This window comes from Pseudomonas sp. CC11G (assembly GCF_056174845.1).
Genome location: NZ_JBWBZC010000017.1, coordinates 15,153 through 30,186, shown reverse-complemented (window position 1 = coordinate 30,186; position 15,034 = coordinate 15,153). Strand labels below are relative to the sequence as shown.

The 15,034-nt window shown below is 58.2% G+C and carries 9 protein-coding genes and 2 pseudogenes; 3 read left to right on the top strand and 8 right to left on the bottom strand.

Annotated elements, in window-relative coordinates; genetic code table 11:
- Nucleotides 1-11 precede the first annotated feature (11 nt).
- Entirely contained in the window at nt 12-1,991 is a 1,980-nt protein-coding gene (locus AC0V2S_RS18860) for an alkyl/aryl-sulfatase (RefSeq protein ID WP_475511057.1), read from the bottom strand.
- 38 nt (nt 1,992-2,029) lie between these two features.
- Nucleotides 2,030-3,613 carry a GMC family oxidoreductase gene (locus tag AC0V2S_RS18855; protein WP_475511056.1) on the bottom strand — a complete coding sequence of 528 codons (1,584 nt, stop codon included), beginning with the start codon at nt 3,611-3,613 and terminating at the stop codon, nt 2,030-2,032.
- A gap of 93 nt (nt 3,614-3,706) precedes the next feature.
- On the opposite strand from AC0V2S_RS18855, the gene AC0V2S_RS18850 reads away from it, so the two are divergent.
- Entirely contained in the window at nt 3,707-4,723 is a 1,017-nt protein-coding gene (locus tag AC0V2S_RS18850; RefSeq protein WP_475511055.1) for an AraC family transcriptional regulator, read from the top strand.
- On the opposite strand, the pseudogene AC0V2S_RS18845 reads toward AC0V2S_RS18850, so the two are convergent.
- From AC0V2S_RS18845 to AC0V2S_RS18830, 4 genes and pseudogenes are all read right to left on the bottom strand, one after another.
- Nucleotides 4,720-4,908 (bottom strand): annotated as a pseudogene (locus AC0V2S_RS18845) (response regulator transcription factor); the annotation flags it as partial. The gene AC0V2S_RS18850 and the pseudogene AC0V2S_RS18845 overlap by 4 nt on opposite strands.
- 111 nt (nt 4,909-5,019) lie before the next feature.
- Nucleotides 5,020-6,672: pseudogene (locus AC0V2S_RS18840) on the bottom strand (winged helix-turn-helix domain-containing protein); the annotation flags it as partial.
- A 689-nt stretch (nt 6,673-7,361) separates the two neighbouring features.
- On the bottom strand, nt 7,362-8,735 hold the full coding sequence (locus tag AC0V2S_RS18835) for a DUF1329 domain-containing protein (protein WP_475511054.1): 1,374 nt from the start codon (nt 8,733-8,735) through the stop codon (nt 7,362-7,364).
- Between the two features lie 25 nt (nt 8,736-8,760).
- Nucleotides 8,761-10,677 carry a DUF1302 domain-containing protein gene (locus AC0V2S_RS18830; RefSeq protein WP_475511053.1) on the bottom strand — a complete coding sequence of 639 codons (1,917 nt, stop codon included), beginning with the start codon at nt 10,675-10,677 and terminating at the stop codon, nt 8,761-8,763.
- An 851-nt stretch (nt 10,678-11,528) separates the two neighbouring features.
- Between AC0V2S_RS18830 and AC0V2S_RS18825 the strand changes: the two genes are divergently transcribed.
- On the top strand, nt 11,529-12,158 hold the full coding sequence (locus AC0V2S_RS18825; protein ID WP_475511052.1) for a TetR/AcrR family transcriptional regulator: 630 nt from the start codon (nt 11,529-11,531) through the stop codon (nt 12,156-12,158).
- Nucleotides 12,159-12,214: 56 nt separating this feature from the next.
- Nucleotides 12,215-12,574 carry a histone-like nucleoid-structuring protein, MvaT/MvaU family gene (locus AC0V2S_RS18820; protein ID WP_475511051.1) on the top strand — a complete coding sequence of 120 codons (360 nt, stop codon included), beginning with the start codon at nt 12,215-12,217 and terminating at the stop codon, nt 12,572-12,574.
- A gap of 97 nt (nt 12,575-12,671) precedes the next feature.
- On the opposite strand, the gene AC0V2S_RS18815 is transcribed toward AC0V2S_RS18820, so the two are convergent.
- Together AC0V2S_RS18815 and AC0V2S_RS18810 are read right to left on the bottom strand one after the other, a co-directional pair.
- Nucleotides 12,672-13,037: a hypothetical protein gene (locus AC0V2S_RS18815; protein ID WP_475511050.1), complete on the bottom strand. Its 366-nt coding sequence runs from the start codon at nt 13,035-13,037 to the stop codon at nt 12,672-12,674.
- Nucleotides 13,038-13,317: 280 nt separating this feature from the next.
- On the bottom strand, nt 13,318-13,446 hold the full coding sequence (locus AC0V2S_RS18810; protein ID WP_475511141.1) for a DUF2188 domain-containing protein: 129 nt from the start codon (nt 13,444-13,446) through the stop codon (nt 13,318-13,320).
- Nucleotides 13,447-15,034: the final 1,588 nt, after the last annotated feature.

The following is a 15,034-nucleotide window of genomic DNA, read 5'->3' as shown; positions in this document are numbered from 1 at the left end:
GACATATGGCTTCAAGGCGTGGATACGTTGAACCAGAACCCGAACGTGTCGAGCAGGCCCATAAATTCGCCGAACGCCTGTGGACGACCGTCGAACTTCAGCTCACCGGACGCGACTTTCTGCTCCAGCGTAGCGCGGCCCAACTGGATGGCTTCCAGGGTGGTTTTGCTGGTGGTCAGGCCGACGTCGGCCGTGGCACTCGCCTTGGGCTCGTAGGTCAGTACGCCGTTTTCTACGGTCAGCGCGTAGCTTTTGTTCAGGTCGGTGAAGTTGAAGTTCAGCACCAGCTTCTTGCCTGCGGCGCGTTCGCCATTCAGGCGCACGGCCAGGTAGTCGAACAGCATTTCCGGCGTCATAGCGCGGATTACGTCCGGGCTGGCGCTGATGGTTCCGCCTGCTTGCGGCAGGCCGTTGCGCAGCTCGTATGCCCCTTGCAGATAAATCGAGCGCCATGGACCGGATTCGGCCTGGTAGCCCATTTGCTCGAACGCATCGGCCATCAGGTTCTTCGCATCCACGTTGTCGGGGTCGGCAAACACAACCTGTTTGGTGGCCTCGGCTACCCAACGGTATTCACCCTTGGCGAAGTCGGCACGAGCTTTTTCCAGCACGGCGGCGGCACCACCCATGTACTCCACATATTTCTTCGCGGCCGGCACCGGCGGCAGTTTGTCGAGGTTGGCCGGGTTGCCGTCAAACCAGCCCATGTAGCGCTGATAGACCGCCTTGGCATTGTGCTTGAGGGTGCCGTAATAGCCGCGCCCGGCCCAGAAGGATTCCAGCTCCGGCGGCAGTTTGATGGCCTCGGCGATTTCGTCCCCATTCATGCCCTGGTTCATCATGCGCACGGACTGGTCGTGGATGTACTTGTAGACCGCGCGCTGCTTGTTCAGATAGTCAGCGATCTGCGCCTGACCCCACAGCGGCCAATGGTGGCTCTGGAATTTGACCTCGATCTTGTCGCCGTACAGCGCCATGGTTTCGCCGATGTACTTGGACCATTGCAAGGCATCGCGCACTTGCGCGCCGCGCAGGGTGATGACGTTGTGCATGGTGTTGGTGGTGTTCTCGGCCATCCACATGGCTTTGAAGTCCGGCAGGAATGTGTTCATTTCCACCGGCGCTTCGGTGCCCGGCGTCATCTGGAAAATCATCCGCACGCCGTCGATGTTCAGCTCTTGCCCGGTCTTGCTGACGAACTCGGTCGGCATGATCAGCGTGGTGGTGCCCGACGATACGGTGGGCGCGAGACCAGCGTTGACACTGCCTTCGGCATTGCGTGGCAGCATGGCGCCGAACATGTACACGGAGCGGCGGGCCATGGCGTTACCGGCAATCACGTTTTCGCTGACGGCGTGTTCGGAGAAACCTTCGGGCGCGATGATGCGGATTTTGCCCGCCTTGACGTCCGCTTCGTTGATCAGCCCGCGCACACCACCGAAGTGGTCGATATGTGAGTGGCTGTACACCACGGCGGTCACCGGTTTGCTGCCCAGGTTCTGGCTGACCAGCTCATAGGCAGCCTTGGCAGTTTCCATCGAGAGGGCCGGGTCGAGCACCACCCAACCGGTCTTGCCTTGGATAAAGGTGACGTTGGAAAGGTCGTAGCCACGTACCTGATAGATGCCGTCGGTAACCTTAAACAGGCCGTACTCTAGGTTCAGTTGGGCATGCCGCCATAGGCTGGGGTTGACGGTGTCGGGAGCAGGGCGGTCCTGGGTGATGAACTGCTTGTAGCTCTCCAGATCCCACACCACCTTGCCATTGGCATCCTTGATGGTCAGGGTATCGGGCTTGGCGATAAAGCCCCGGTGAGCATTCTCGAAGTCTTGCCGGTCGGCGAAGGGCAGTTGTTCCAGCACGCGCTCGTTTGCCGCATGGGTGATGGGAGTCGCGGGCTTGCTGGGCACGGGGGCGGCTTGCGTAACGGCACTGGCGAACAGTGCGACGCTCAGCGCGGCGGTGTAGTACCGCTGCAGGGTTTGACGCATGTTAAGTCCTCTCTTGTTGTTGTAATCGAACGCAGGAATCAGGCGCGGGCAATCCACTCGGCTGCGCGTTCGGCAAGCATGATGGTGGGGGCATTGGTGTTGCCGCCGACCAGGGTTGGCATCACGGAGGCATCCACGACGCGCAGGTTCTGCATACCGTGTACGCGTAGTTGGCCATCGACCACCGCGTTTTCACCGGTACCCATGGTGCAGGTGCCGACCGGGTGATAGATGGTGTCGGTGCGACGGCGCAGCAGGTCGATCAGTTGTTCGTCGCTGTGTAGCCCCTGGCTGAACACATCCTTCAAACCGAACCGTGCCATGGGCGCCTGGGCGACGATTTCGCGGGCGATGCGATAGCCTTTGAGCAGGGTTTGCACGTCGTCGTCGTGGCCCAGGAAGTTAGGGTCGATACGCGGCGCGGCCATCGGGTCGGCAGACTGCAGGCCTACGCTACCTATGCTCTTGGGCCGCAGTACGCACACGTGGCAGCTGAAGCCATGGCCCCAATGCAGTTTGCGGTTGTGGTCGTCGAGCAGGCTGACCACCGAGTGCAACTGGATGTCCGGGCGGGCCAACGCGGCATCGGTCTTGAGAAAGGCCCCAGCCTCGGCAAAGTTGCTGGCCAGCGGCCCGCTTTTGCTGGTCAGGTAACGGCCCAGCGCCGCGCCCATTTTCAGACCGCCGCCTAAGGAATAGCCCAGCAGCGAGTTGTCGGGGCTCTTGTAGCCCAATACCACATCCGGATGGTCTTGCAGGTTTTGGCCCACGCCTGGCAGTTCGTGTTGCAGCGCGATGCCGTGGGGCTTGAGCTCGGCCTCTGGGCCAATACCGGAAAGCATCAGCAATTGCGGGCTGCCAAAGGCCCCGGCACAGACCAGTACTTCCTTGCGTGCCTTGATGGCGGTGGAGCTGCCCTTGAGCCGTACCTGCACGCCGGTCGCCTGTTTGCCTTGCAGCAGAATGCGTTCGGCATGCGCCCCCGTTAACACGGTGAGGTTCTTGCGCAGCTGGCGAATCGGTTTGAGGAAGGCGGTAGCGGTGCTCCAGCGGCGGCCGTCACGGATGGTCACGTCGTACTGGCCGACGCCTTCCTGTTGCGCGCCGTTGAAGTCGGCGTTGTAGCGGTGCCCGGCTTTCTGGCCAGCCTCGATAAAGGCGTGCGTGGCAGCATGCGCCTCGATCTGGCCGACATAGAGTTCACCGTCGCCGCCATGGAATTCGCTGGCGCCATGGTGATGCATCTGGCTCTTGCGGAAATAGGGGAGCACGTCGTCGAACGACCATCCCGCATTGCCCAGATTGGCCCAGTCGTCGTAGTCGCTGTGGTGGCCGCGGATATAGATCATGCCGTTGATCGAGCTGCTGCCGCCAAGCACCTTGCCGCGCGGTTGATAACCACGACGGCCACCCAGGCCAGGTTGCGGTACGGTTTCAAAGGCCCAGTTGACGTGTCGGGTGGGCAAGATGGCGGCGACGCCTGCCGGGGCGTGCACCAGCGGTGACCAATCGTTCGGGCCGGCTTCGAGCAGGCATACCGATACCGCCGGAATGGCGCTCAGGCGATTGGCCAGAACGCAGCCGGCCGAGCCTGCACCTACGATGATGTAGTCGAATTCCACGGGAGACTCCAGAGAGAGAAGTGTCTGCAGATTCTTGGTGGCGGCGACGACTAAAGATTGATCTTTGCCGACAAATATTTGATCTTTGCCGACATGGAAACATTCATTCGCACCACCTCGTTTGCCGGCTTTCGGGAATTGGTTACCCAACTCGGAGCGGACCCGCTGCCGTATCTGAAACGCTTTCGCGTGGCCCCGGAGCTACTCGATGACGAGGATGCGCGGGTGCCTTTTCGCTCGCTGGTGGGCGTACTTGAAGTGGTGGCCGACGAGCTGGCCTGCGCTGATTTCGGTCTGCGCATGGCCGAGTACCAGCACCTGCATGTGCTCGGCCCGATCGCGCTGATTGCCCGCAATGCCTCCAGCGTGCGGCATGCGCTCACGGAGATCGTGCGTTTTATTGGGTACCACAGCTCGGGCATTCAACTGGACCTTGACTGCAGTGACCCGCACGCGCCGAGCCTGGTCATCGAGCTGCGCATACCTGGCCCGCAACGGCAGATGGCCGAACTGGCGATGGGCGTGGCCCTTAATACGATGAAGTTGCTATGCGGCCCTGGTTTCACTGCACAGTCGGTCATGCTGTCGGCCAGCAGTCCTTTGCCGAACGCCCGCTATCGGCGGTATTTCGGCTGCGAGGTTTACCTCGCCCAGGCCCGCAATGCGCTGGTGTTCAGTGAGCGCCTGTTGGGACAGCGTATCGAGCGGCAAGACCCGAATTTGCATCGCATGCTGGTGCAATACCTGAGCGAGGTTCATCTGCCCGGCGCAGCGGACATCGTGGAGCAGGTACGACGGCTGGTGCTGCGCCTGCTGCCAACACAGCAATGCCGCCTGCCGCTGATTGCCGAACAGCTCGGCTTGCACGAGCGCGCTCTGCAGCGCCAGTTGGCGCAACAGGGGCAGGGCTTTGAAGGATTGCTTGAGGCCATCCGTCTTGAGCGGGCGGATCTGTACCTGAGCCAGCGCGATATTCCGTTGTCGCAGGTCGCCGGCATGCTCGGCTACAGCGAACAGAGCGTGTTTAACCGCGCCTGCCGGCGCTGGTACTGCCTGACGCCGGGTGCCCGGCGTCGCCAGTTGCAGGGGCAAGACAATTCCGCAGGCTAGTCCGCCAAGCCCAGCTCTTTGGCCCGCGCCACTGCCTGGGTACGGCGCTCCACACCGAGTTTGAAGTTGATACGCTGGGCGTGTGTCTTCACCGTATGCAGCGAGATAAACAGGTTCTCGGCGATCTGCTGGTTGGAATAGCCCTGGGATATCAGCTTGAGCACGTCCATCTCGCGGCGGCTTAACAGCGCCGCAGGAACCCCTTCATCGTCATCGGTATTCTTGGCGGCCCAGCGCATCATCGCCGGGTTACGTTGCGCGAAGGCGCGCTCGACACTGGCCAGGCCCATCTGCCTGGCGAGCGCCAAGGCGTTTAGCAACGCCTGCCGGGCCTGGGGTTGGCGATTGCTCGCATGCAGGCCTTCGGCCAGGCTGAAGCCCACTTCGCAGGCCAACGGCCGCCGCCCCTCGAGCATGGCCTGGTCGTGCAGCGCATGCAGGCTTTCCAGGGCCTTGGTCAGGTGGTCGCCGACCAACTGCGCCTGAGCCAACGCCAGGCGCAAGCGCAGGTTGAGTTCCGGGGCGCCGAATGGGGGTTGCAACGCGCTGCCTGCCAGCACACCGAGCAGCGCTTTTTCGGCTTGGGCATGGCGCCCCTGGCTCAGCCATAAGCGGGCCTTGGTCAGCAGTAGCAGGCCTTGATAGAGCTGCGCATTGATATGGCTGTATTGCATCAGCCGCTCGGCATCGGCAATGCGCGCGAAGGCATCGCCGATATCGCCATGCAGTGCGCTCAATTCGGCCAGACCAATGTGGCCCCATACCGCGGCCGGGTCGGCGCAGCTCTGACACTCCTGCAGGCCGGCGGCAAAAGTGGTCTCTGCTTCCTGGTAATAACCGCGCTGCACCAGCAGGCTCGCGCGCAGCAATTGAGCACGCCCGCGCATGGGGCTGGGCTCGGTTTCGCCTTTGGTGCTGGTCAGTTCCGTATGCAAGCGGGTCAGCAAGCTTTCGGCCCGTAGCAGTTCGCCACGCAGTTCCAACAGCTTGGCGTGCTCCAATGCCACCAGGCTCTCGATGGCCAGACTGCCATGCTCGCGGGCTTGCTTGATGGCCACACGAGTGAGTTCTTGCGCGTGTTCAAAATGCCCCTCGACCAATGCTTGCTCGATCTGCATCAGGTAACACATCAGGCGCTGGCTCCAGGCCTCTTCGGGCAGCTCGGCGATAGCTTCTGCCAACATCGTGCGCGCCTTCGCTGCGTCGCCAGCATGGAATGCCAGCTTGCCTGTCAGCGCTTTCCATTGTGCGATCAGCTCGCGCTGACGCAGGGCCGTGGGTTGCGGCACAAAGCGCGCCAGCGCTGCCACATAGTCGGCGCCTTCGTCGCCTCGGCCGCTGAGCAGCAGCGCCCAGGCATTGAGCAGCGCCAGGCGGGGTGTACTGCTGAGCAATGTCGCTGGCAGTTCGCGACGCCACTCCAGCAGCAGCGCCAACCCCCGTCCTTGCAGCAGGCGGTCTTGGGTGTAGCGCTGCATCAAGGTGGCGGCCACTTCCGGCTGGTCTGCCTTAAGCGCGTACTCCACGGCCGGGCGCAGTTGATCGCGGCTGACGTACCACTGGCACGCCCGACGAAACAGCGCCTTGGACATGGTGCCCGGCAACTGCTCCGACAGTGTTGTGGCAACCGCCGGGTGTACACGTAGCAGGCGCCCGTCCTGGTCTGCTGCTTCGATAAACAGACCGCATTCGCGCAGGTGTTCTAGCAACTGCGTGCCTTCACCTGCCCCCAGTACTTGTTCGCAGAGCTCGTGGTCGAAGGCGGGAAACTGCGCAAGGGTGTACAGCGCCAGTTGCCAATCGCTAGGCAACTCGTCCAGCACTTCGCGTTTGAGGTAGCCCAGTAGTAACTCGCTGCCGCCTGCCGAGCTCTGGCCGGGCTTGATACCCAGCAGGCGCAGCCGCAGGCCGGCGCACCAACCTTGAGTCTGTTGCAGCAGCTCAAGCATGAGCGGCCGCGGCCACTGATGGCCGGCAAGTTGCAACAGCTCCGTCAGCTCCGCTTCGCTGAAAGCCAGCTCCTGTCTGCCCAGCTCGAACAGTTCGCCATCCAGTAGCAGGCGGGCCAGTTGCAGCTGTGGGCGTCGTCGTGTGGCTATCCACCAGCGCACCTGGGGCGCTGCATCGAGCAGCAGGGCATTGAGGGTTTGATCCAGTGCGGTATTCGGGCTGCGTGGGTAGTCGTCAATCACCAGCCACAGCGGCTGCGCCAGTTGCTGCAAATGCCGCTCGATGTCTGCCTGAGACGTTTCGGCCAGGCCCAATGCGGTCCCCAGCAGATTGAGAAACGCCTCGACGCCGAGTGATTGACCACGCAAGTCGAGATGGACCGCCTGGGTACCCTGCGGTTTGTGCTGCAGGCATTCACTCAGCAACGAACTCTTGCCGCTACCGGCCGGCGCGCACAGCAACCGGAAAGCGCAGTCGGCCTGCAGCAAGGCATCGCGCAGGCGTGGCCGAGGCAGGTGGCCGGAAGGCAGTCGACGTGCGGCGGTGGGATGAGAGGGGGCCATGAGTTCGCTCGGAAACCAGTATGAAGTCATCCTTACAGAGCCTTTGGTGGTACGCAAACACGCGGCCAAAAAAAAGCGGCCCATACAGGCCGCGTGAAAGGGTAGAGCAGCGTTTACATCAAGAGTTAGCGAACGCCGGCCTGGCGCAGGGCTGCCGGTGTGTAATCGGAGGCAGAGGCTTTGGCGCCGAACTCGTAGGCCTGCTTCTCTTCGTTTTTCAGACCCAGAACCGAGTAGCGGCCGGAGATCAGGTCATACAAGGTTTCGGCGGTGTAGCCGGGAACCTGCTTGTGGTAGTACTGCTGGGCATGTGCCTCGCCGACGCGCCACAGTTGGCCACGGCCATCGTAGTGATCGATAAGGGCGGCTTGCCAGGTGTCTTCGTCGAAGTACATATGGCGCGTCGCATAGATATGGCGCTCACCCGGCTTGAGGGTTGCCACCACTTCCCAGACCCGGTGCAGCTCATAACGGGTCAGGTTCTGGTCGATATGACCGGCCTTGAGAATGTCCTTGTACTTGAGTTGCGGCGAATCGAGCTTGTAGCTGTTGTAAGGGATGTACATCTCCTTTTTCCCCACCAGCTTCCAGTCGTAGCGATCGGGCGAGCCGTTGAACATGTCGTAGTTGTCAGAAGTGGCCAGGCCGTCGGCAGCGGTTGCCGGGCCGTCATAGGCTACCTGTGGGGCGCGACGTACACGGCGCTGGCCAGCGTTGTACAGCCACGCCATACGCGGTTCTTTAACCTGATCGATGGTCTCATGTACGAGCAGAACGTTACCGGCCATACGGGACGGAGCGGTTACCGACTGGATAAAGAAGAACAGGATGTTGTCGGCCTTGCTTTTGTCCAGGTCAGGCAGGTTTCCGGGATATGAAACTTCGTCGGTGAACTGCACCATGCTGAAGTCGCCATTAACCTGCGGTTGCACGCGGGTCATGTAGCGCTTGATGTTGCCGCCGCGGTAGCGAGTGGTGTGGTTCCACACCACTTCAACGCCAGACTTGGGAATGGGGAATGCGTAATAACGGCTGTCGTTGAAACCTTCCAGGCCATTACCGCCGCCAACGGTCGAGGTCTTCAAGGCGCTGGTTTTGATGGCCGCGTAAATCTCGTCGGGCAGGGCTGCGGTGCGGTGGGTTGGGTACACCGGGATCTTGTACGTATCGGGATAGCGCTTGAGCATCGCCACCTGGCCATCGGACAGCTTGGCTTTGTACTGCTCGACGTTTTGCGCGGTGATGGTGAACAGCGGCTTCTCGCTGGCAAACGGATCAGCGAGAAAACCCTTGGCGTCCACGGCGCCAGCGTTGGTCGGCAGGCCGCCGGTCCAGGCCGGAATACTGCCATCGGAGTTGCCGGCTTTTTCAGCGCCCACCGGCGTCAGGGTGGTGCCCAGTTGGGCCGCTTCTTCGGGGGAAACCTTGGCCATCGCCGCGGTTGCCAGCAAGCTCAGAGCGAGCACGCTGGACTGCAGAAAAACATGCTTGGTGATCATTTTTTTATCCTTCTAGTGTGCTGCTTCAGAAGCTCATGCCAACGCTGAACGCCAGGAAGTCACGGTCGACCGACGTGTTGTATTCGCCACCGAAGAAATCGGTGTAGGAAAGGCCGGCCGAGTAGGTGTTCTGGTAGTCCACATCCAGGCCCAGGCTGACCGCCTTGGCACCTTCGGTGAACAGACCGTTGGGCCCGTAGCCCTTGACGTCATGCGACCAGGAGACGCTCGGCTTGACGTTTACGCCGGCGAGCAGGTCGGGGTAGTCCCAGATGGCGCGGGCGCGATAACCCCACGAGGTGGCGGTCACGAAGCCATCGTCTTCACAGTACTTGCTGACGTTTTCAGCGCTCGCGCCATTGCCGGCGCCGCCATTGAGAGCGCCCTTGTTCAGGGCCACACAGGCCGAGGAAACGCCAGCCGGGAACAAGCTGCCGGCCGTGCTCGGACGAGTACCTGCCAGTGGCCCCGGGCCGTAGATCGGGTCGCGGCCATAACGGGCTTCGGAGGTGCTCTCCAAACCACCGACATGCACCACGCCCACTTCGCCTACCAGCGTCAGGCGGCTTGCGCCCATCACCTGATCGAAGAAGTGGGTGAAGGTGGTCTGGAACTGGGTGATTTCCTTGCGGCGGTAGCCCTGGGTTTCCTGCCCCGGCGTGCCCTGCAAGACAGACACGTTGCCGAAGCCGGCCATCGGTGTCAGCCCGGAGTAGAGGATGTCGGTGGAGTTCAACTGCACCGGCGCATTAGGCCTGTAGCTGATTTCGCCTTGCCACGCCGTGCCAGTGGGCAGGGTGGTGGAGAAGCTCAAGCCATAGAGCTGAATATCTTCGGGGTAATCCAGGAAGTACTTGGCAGCCGCAGCGCCTGCCACCGGGCGTACCGCAGCAAGCCCGCCGGGCAGCCCCGTGGTGATGGCGTTGTAGGTCGCCTGGTCGGGCAGCGAGAGGTTAAAGAACGGCGTGCGGCTGTGGTAATTCATGAAGTACGCGCCAAATTCGGTATTCAGCGGCTCGAAGTTGTAGCGCAGCGCCGTGCCCCACTGGCCACCGTCACGGGCATCACGATCGCCTGCACGGGGAACCAGCACGCCTTCTTCGTTGATATCCGGGCCAAAGGCCGCCAGTGCTCCGAGCGCGGGCGCCGGAATGGCCGAGCGCGGCGACAGCACGCGCAGGTTGTTGGTACAGCCATCGGCGACGATATCGGCCTGGGCGAAGAACGTGCCGCAGTTGTCCACTACCGTCTGGTCCCACTCTAGTTGGTAGAACGCCTCAGCCGAGAAATCGTCGGTGATGCTCTGGGAGAGATAGAGCATGTTGACCGGAATCAGGCCTTCCTTGATCTCTGCACCCGGGCGGCGAAACGCAGCGGCGTCGATCGGGTTGATGGCGTTGATCGAGTTGAGGATAAAGGTGCTCTCACCCCAGCTCACCACTTGCTTGCCCAGGCGCACGTTGCCGGGCTGATCGGCGACGGTATAGCTGTGGTAGATAAACGCATCCAAAATCTGTCCGCCGGACGACTGCGCGCCTTCCTTGCGGTTGGAATCATCGATGTCCTTGAACTCGCGATGCTCGTCTTTGAGCTCGAAGTCGTACCAATACTTGCCGCGAGCGAACACGCCGGTATCGCCGTACTTTAACTCCAGATCGTGAATGCCCTTGAAAATCTTGGAAAAGGTTTCGCCTTTCTTGAAGTTCGCATGGCTGTCATCAGAGGTTTGCGACAGTCCGTCGCCGCCATTGTTAGCGCCGATCAGATCGGGATCGGGGCTGCGCATCGACCAGCTCGCGCCTAGGGAAACTGACGAGTCCAACTGCCCCTCAAGCTCGCCGATGTTAAAGCTCACCGCTTGTGCGCCTACCGAAACACTCATTGCAATTGCGGCGGCCAATGCATGCGGTAGGAATTCCGCGCGTTTTGTTGTTGTAGTCATGCGCTACGCCTATGTGGTGGTTGGTCGGCGGCAAAGCTAATCAATCCTCAGGTTTCCGGTAACGGATGAAGTAATGATCTTCCTGCTCATACTTTGTAGTGACTGGATGCGTCGCGTAGTCCAAAAACAAGGCGAAAAACCGATGCCGGCGTAATCTGCTCGGTAACACTCGATTGGCCGTTACGGATCTGTGGCCGTGCGCGTGCGCAAGATCCAATAAAAAAGCTTCCGTCAGGACTATGCCAAGGATAGATATGGCGGAAAAGAAAGCGCCTTTAGCTCGACCTGTTGCGAGAGCTCCTAAATTCACCGTTCGCCGTACCACGGGTGCACAGTTCAACTTTTACCTGCGAGCGGCCCGGCGGAAATGACTACTTGTTGGATGTATTTCCCAAAACCGAACTCATGCGGCCTGAATTCGTGATCGATTCGCTAAAGGGCGACCTCAGGGTTTGGCAGTTATTTCGAATACGCCAAAATTAACCTCAAGAACTTCTCCCTCTTGATCGGTATGAGTAGCGACAGATTTCAGAACGAGACGAGGTTGCTCCAACATGAAATTTAGAAGCGCAGGGACCGCCTCTGGCCGGACCGCCTGCCCACAGCGGACTTGTCGACATGCCTCCTGGTTCAGGACGCGTCCTTGCTGAGTTTCACGATTGTTTATCCCCTTAGACCCCTGTTCAAAGCTAGAGAAGAAAACCAGAAATTAGTTAGCGCTGTGATTCTTGTAGCTAAATATGCCTCCGGCTGTCGCGCTTTACCGATAACTCACTTGCCTCGAATGTTTCAGTTGTGAAACTCCGTAAAGCCGCTAAATTTTGTGTACGACCGGTCAGTTGAGTTCACACATGTCCTCCTCGCCATTAGTTATCAGACAGCGCCGGGCACCACGACAAGCTTGCGCTTCGGCCACAGTTGAAAGAATCTCAGCCTCCGCAATTCACGTGTTAATTGAGGAGGGAGTGAAAAACTTAACAAATGCCCGAGTAGCTGATCGGGCTGGCGTAGCCGTGGGCACGATGTATCAGTACTTTCCGCACATCAAGGCGCTGATGTATGCATTGTTAGAGCAACACATGTCGCCGGACGCCGACGGTTTTGAAGCAGCATGCGAATCGTTGGAAGGGGCCTCGCTGACGAGGATGAGTGAGGGGATCGCCTACGCGTTCGCTGAAAATAAGTTGCGTCAACCTCAGGTGTGGCGCGCTCTTTATAGATTGATGGCAGATTTAGATACACAAGAAATGGGGGCCCAAATTACAAAACGCCTTCACCGCAGTACCAAGAAGCTTCTTTCTTCCGCCCCAGAGACGGTAATTGACGACGTCTCGGAGGTTGCAAGCCTTCTGTTGACAGCTATGAACGGAATCATGCGTGCACAGCTGGAGCGAGACCTCAATTCACGGGATAAGGATAAGCTTCGCAAGCAGCTGACCCGTTTGTGCCATGGTTACTTGAGGGAAAGCATTAGAACCTGAGACTCTGTCGTCCTCGAAAATTAACTTCATTGAACCCCACCTTATATGGAGACGCTATGTCTAAACTCGCAGAATTTAAAGCCTTAGAAGCACGCATTGCTGAGCAGATGAAGCAGCTCGATTCTCTGCGGAACGACAAGCGTCTCAAGAAGGAGATCGAGTTTGAGACCAAGCTTGCGGCTCTCATGACGGAGTACGGTGTTGATCTTCGCCGGATTGTTGCGATCATCGAGCCGCATCGCTCTAAGGAGTCTACTCAGAACCTGGCTGGTGATAAGCGCAAGGCCCGTTCTTTAAAGGTCTACAAGAATCCCGAAACGGGTGAGTTCGTTCAGACCAAAGGGGGCAATCATAAAATACTCAAAGAGTGGAAGAAAAAATTTGGCGCGGAAAAAGTTGAGGGCTGGCTTCAGTAGCGCTTCTTCAATATTCCAAGGTTTCCAAGCGGAGGCCTTTTTCCATTGTCCCTTCTATCCTGTTTTTCTAGCGGCCTTCGACATGCCGCCTTGGTATCTATGTCTCGTAGGTATTGAACCAGCTGTCCGCGATTTGAACGCCTGCTTTGTTTGCAGATTCAATGGATTCGAATGGACCCATGACGCCCCCTGCTATGGTGTCGAATTTTGAGGCTGTTTCCGACTCCACGATTACTCTTATTTTCATAATCCGGTTCGGAGGGGTTTCGCACCACGTGTAAACGATTCGAGCTTGTTTACCATTCTTGGCTTCAATAATTCCTTCAGTAGGACGATAAGGTGCTGGCGTGAAGCCTCCTTGCTCCTCAGCACCGCCGGCAGGCGGTTGATCCTTTTTCAGGGGGAAAGCCCGTCCTTCATTTGTCGCGCGTGGGTATGAGCCGAACGGAAGCAACAGTCGCATCCACCGACGTCTCATCGGGCTCGGCGTGGGTGGGGCGGTTACCTTCCGAAACACCTTAATCACGGCATCTGCGCCGTGCTCTAAATCTTAAGACTTCGATCATTTTTCTCCATCTCGCGGATCACTAGTAGCGCCAACTTTTTCTCAGTATCCGATAGCTCTGCCACTTCAATTCACCCGCAAATTCTCTTATGCAAAAGCTATCAGAAACTCTGGCTGGTAACCAATGATCCTTAGGTCTGGGCGTTAGTTTTACGTTCTCAGTGGAACGCTTAAAGGCTTAACCAGGCGTGGTATGAGGATCGGCTCGGCACGGATAGGTTCGCTCCTCCTCAATTGTCCCGTCGACCCGATGAATTTTTAAGGAAGCTGTCTCATCAGCAAGTAACTTTGTTGCTTTGGAGAGGATCTTTCCTTTGTTTCCGCCGTAGTGATGGTGGTGCTTGTACTGGATTTCTTAAGTGCCCATCCATTCTGTACAGGAACTATGTGATAGTTATTCATGACCTTCTCTTAGTAAGTGCTGCGGTGTTCGTGCAGTTCAATTGAGAGCTGAACTAAAAACAAACGAGTTTGAGTTGGGAAGCTTTTGTCTAGATGCGTTCCCGAAAGCGGCTGGGCGATCTAGGGACTCGACCCCCAACTACCCCAACAATGATAGTCGTTCATAGCTCAAACGAAACGAGAACCCCCAGTGCTCCTCATCCGGTAAAGAACCGATCCAAAAATAGTCGTGACGGCGGCATTTCATCAAATTAATATCTCCTAGATTTCAGATGCTTATATAGAGAAAATTTATAAATATCGTCACTGTCGCGTGACTGATATCTTGTAGAGTAAATTCCGCAGCTAATAAAATGTGCTTTTGGGGGAAGAAATAACTACCGACAACACAGACAAGAACAATCCAGGCAAATTCACCAACGACCGCGGAAAAGCTTCCGAAGCTCTTGAAAACGTTGCCAACGCAGCCACGGCGCCAACCGCAGCTGACGCTGCGCTGTAGTGATGAAAAACGGGGCTGGAATCCAGCCTTTTTTTTCATTAACGCCTCACTACGCCCTACTTACTATGCTCGGCAAAGACGGACCATTGCGAATCCCGCGAGGTCGCCTGAAATGTCCCAATCAATTGGACCGAGTATCGAGATTCCCAAAGCCCAGAAGGCTTTGGTGCTAGTGGCTTCGCTCGGCGGCAAGAAAATGCAACCATGCTGGGCAATGCTGCGTACGCAAAAGAGTACTCGATGGCGGCAGTTCAAGCCCGGCAGAACGCTCATTTCTTGATTCAGCTCACGACGGAAAAGCCGGAGTAAAAGGTGCACGGCCACCGAATTTGGGAGGGCGAATCGTGGAGCCAAATGGCAGTGAGCGATATGGTCTAATCAGAAAACTCCGCAGCTTCACATTGCGTTTCCCTTGACTTCATCCTTCTCCCTAATAGTCGTCTACAGTGGATAGAGGCCTAGACCGTCATCGCGAGTGACGTGCATCCGTGTATCAGTCATGAGCACTACCTGACCTCATCCCACAAGGTAATGGACGTCGTAAACATGGAGGTACGTATGGCACTGCCATCAGCTTCGACACCTACCGTGGTATGCCTTACTAACCATGCGCCCCACCCCCGCATGGAGCCTCAGCGTCAAATGATCTCAACAGCGAAAGCTAAAAGTGCCGAAGCGAACCCGCTTGCAGCTGATTTGTACCAGAAGCAGGCCGTCGGCGCGCACATCATGTGGCCGGTTATGCTGTATTGGCGAACGCAGCAGGAAAACTGAAGAACGTTTTTTCTAACGAGTAATCCAAAGAGAAAGACTTAACCTTCAGGCTCCGTTTGTGGCGGTAGGACACCAGGATCCGCGTCGCATGCAGTTTCAGCGCACAGCTTTGCAGGTGAATTCAAAGGGAAGGGGACACCCATGGAGAACGTGACCGTAATTCAAGAGCGGGATATTACATATACCCCCGTTCGCGACTTTTCCGCCGTCTATGTAG

Coding starts and splice junctions, on each gene's coding strand:
- AC0V2S_RS18860 (WP_475511057.1), bottom strand. CDS start 1,991: ATGCGTCAAACCCTGCAGCGGTACTACACCGCCGCGCTGAGCGTCGCA.
- AC0V2S_RS18850 (WP_475511055.1), top strand. CDS start 3,707: ATGGAAACATTCATTCGCACCACCTCGTTTGCCGGCTTTCGGGAATTG.
- AC0V2S_RS18835 (WP_475511054.1), bottom strand. CDS start 8,735: ATGATCACCAAGCATGTTTTTCTGCAGTCCAGCGTGCTCGCTCTGAGC.
- AC0V2S_RS18830 (WP_475511053.1), bottom strand. CDS start 10,677: ATGACTACAACAACAAAACGCGCGGAATTCCTACCGCATGCATTGGCC.
- AC0V2S_RS18825 (WP_475511052.1), top strand. CDS start 11,529: ATGTCCTCCTCGCCATTAGTTATCAGACAGCGCCGGGCACCACGACAA.
- AC0V2S_RS18820 (WP_475511051.1), top strand. CDS start 12,215: ATGTCTAAACTCGCAGAATTTAAAGCCTTAGAAGCACGCATTGCTGAG.
- AC0V2S_RS18815 (WP_475511050.1), bottom strand. CDS start 13,037: ATGCGACTGTTGCTTCCGTTCGGCTCATACCCACGCGCGACAAATGAA.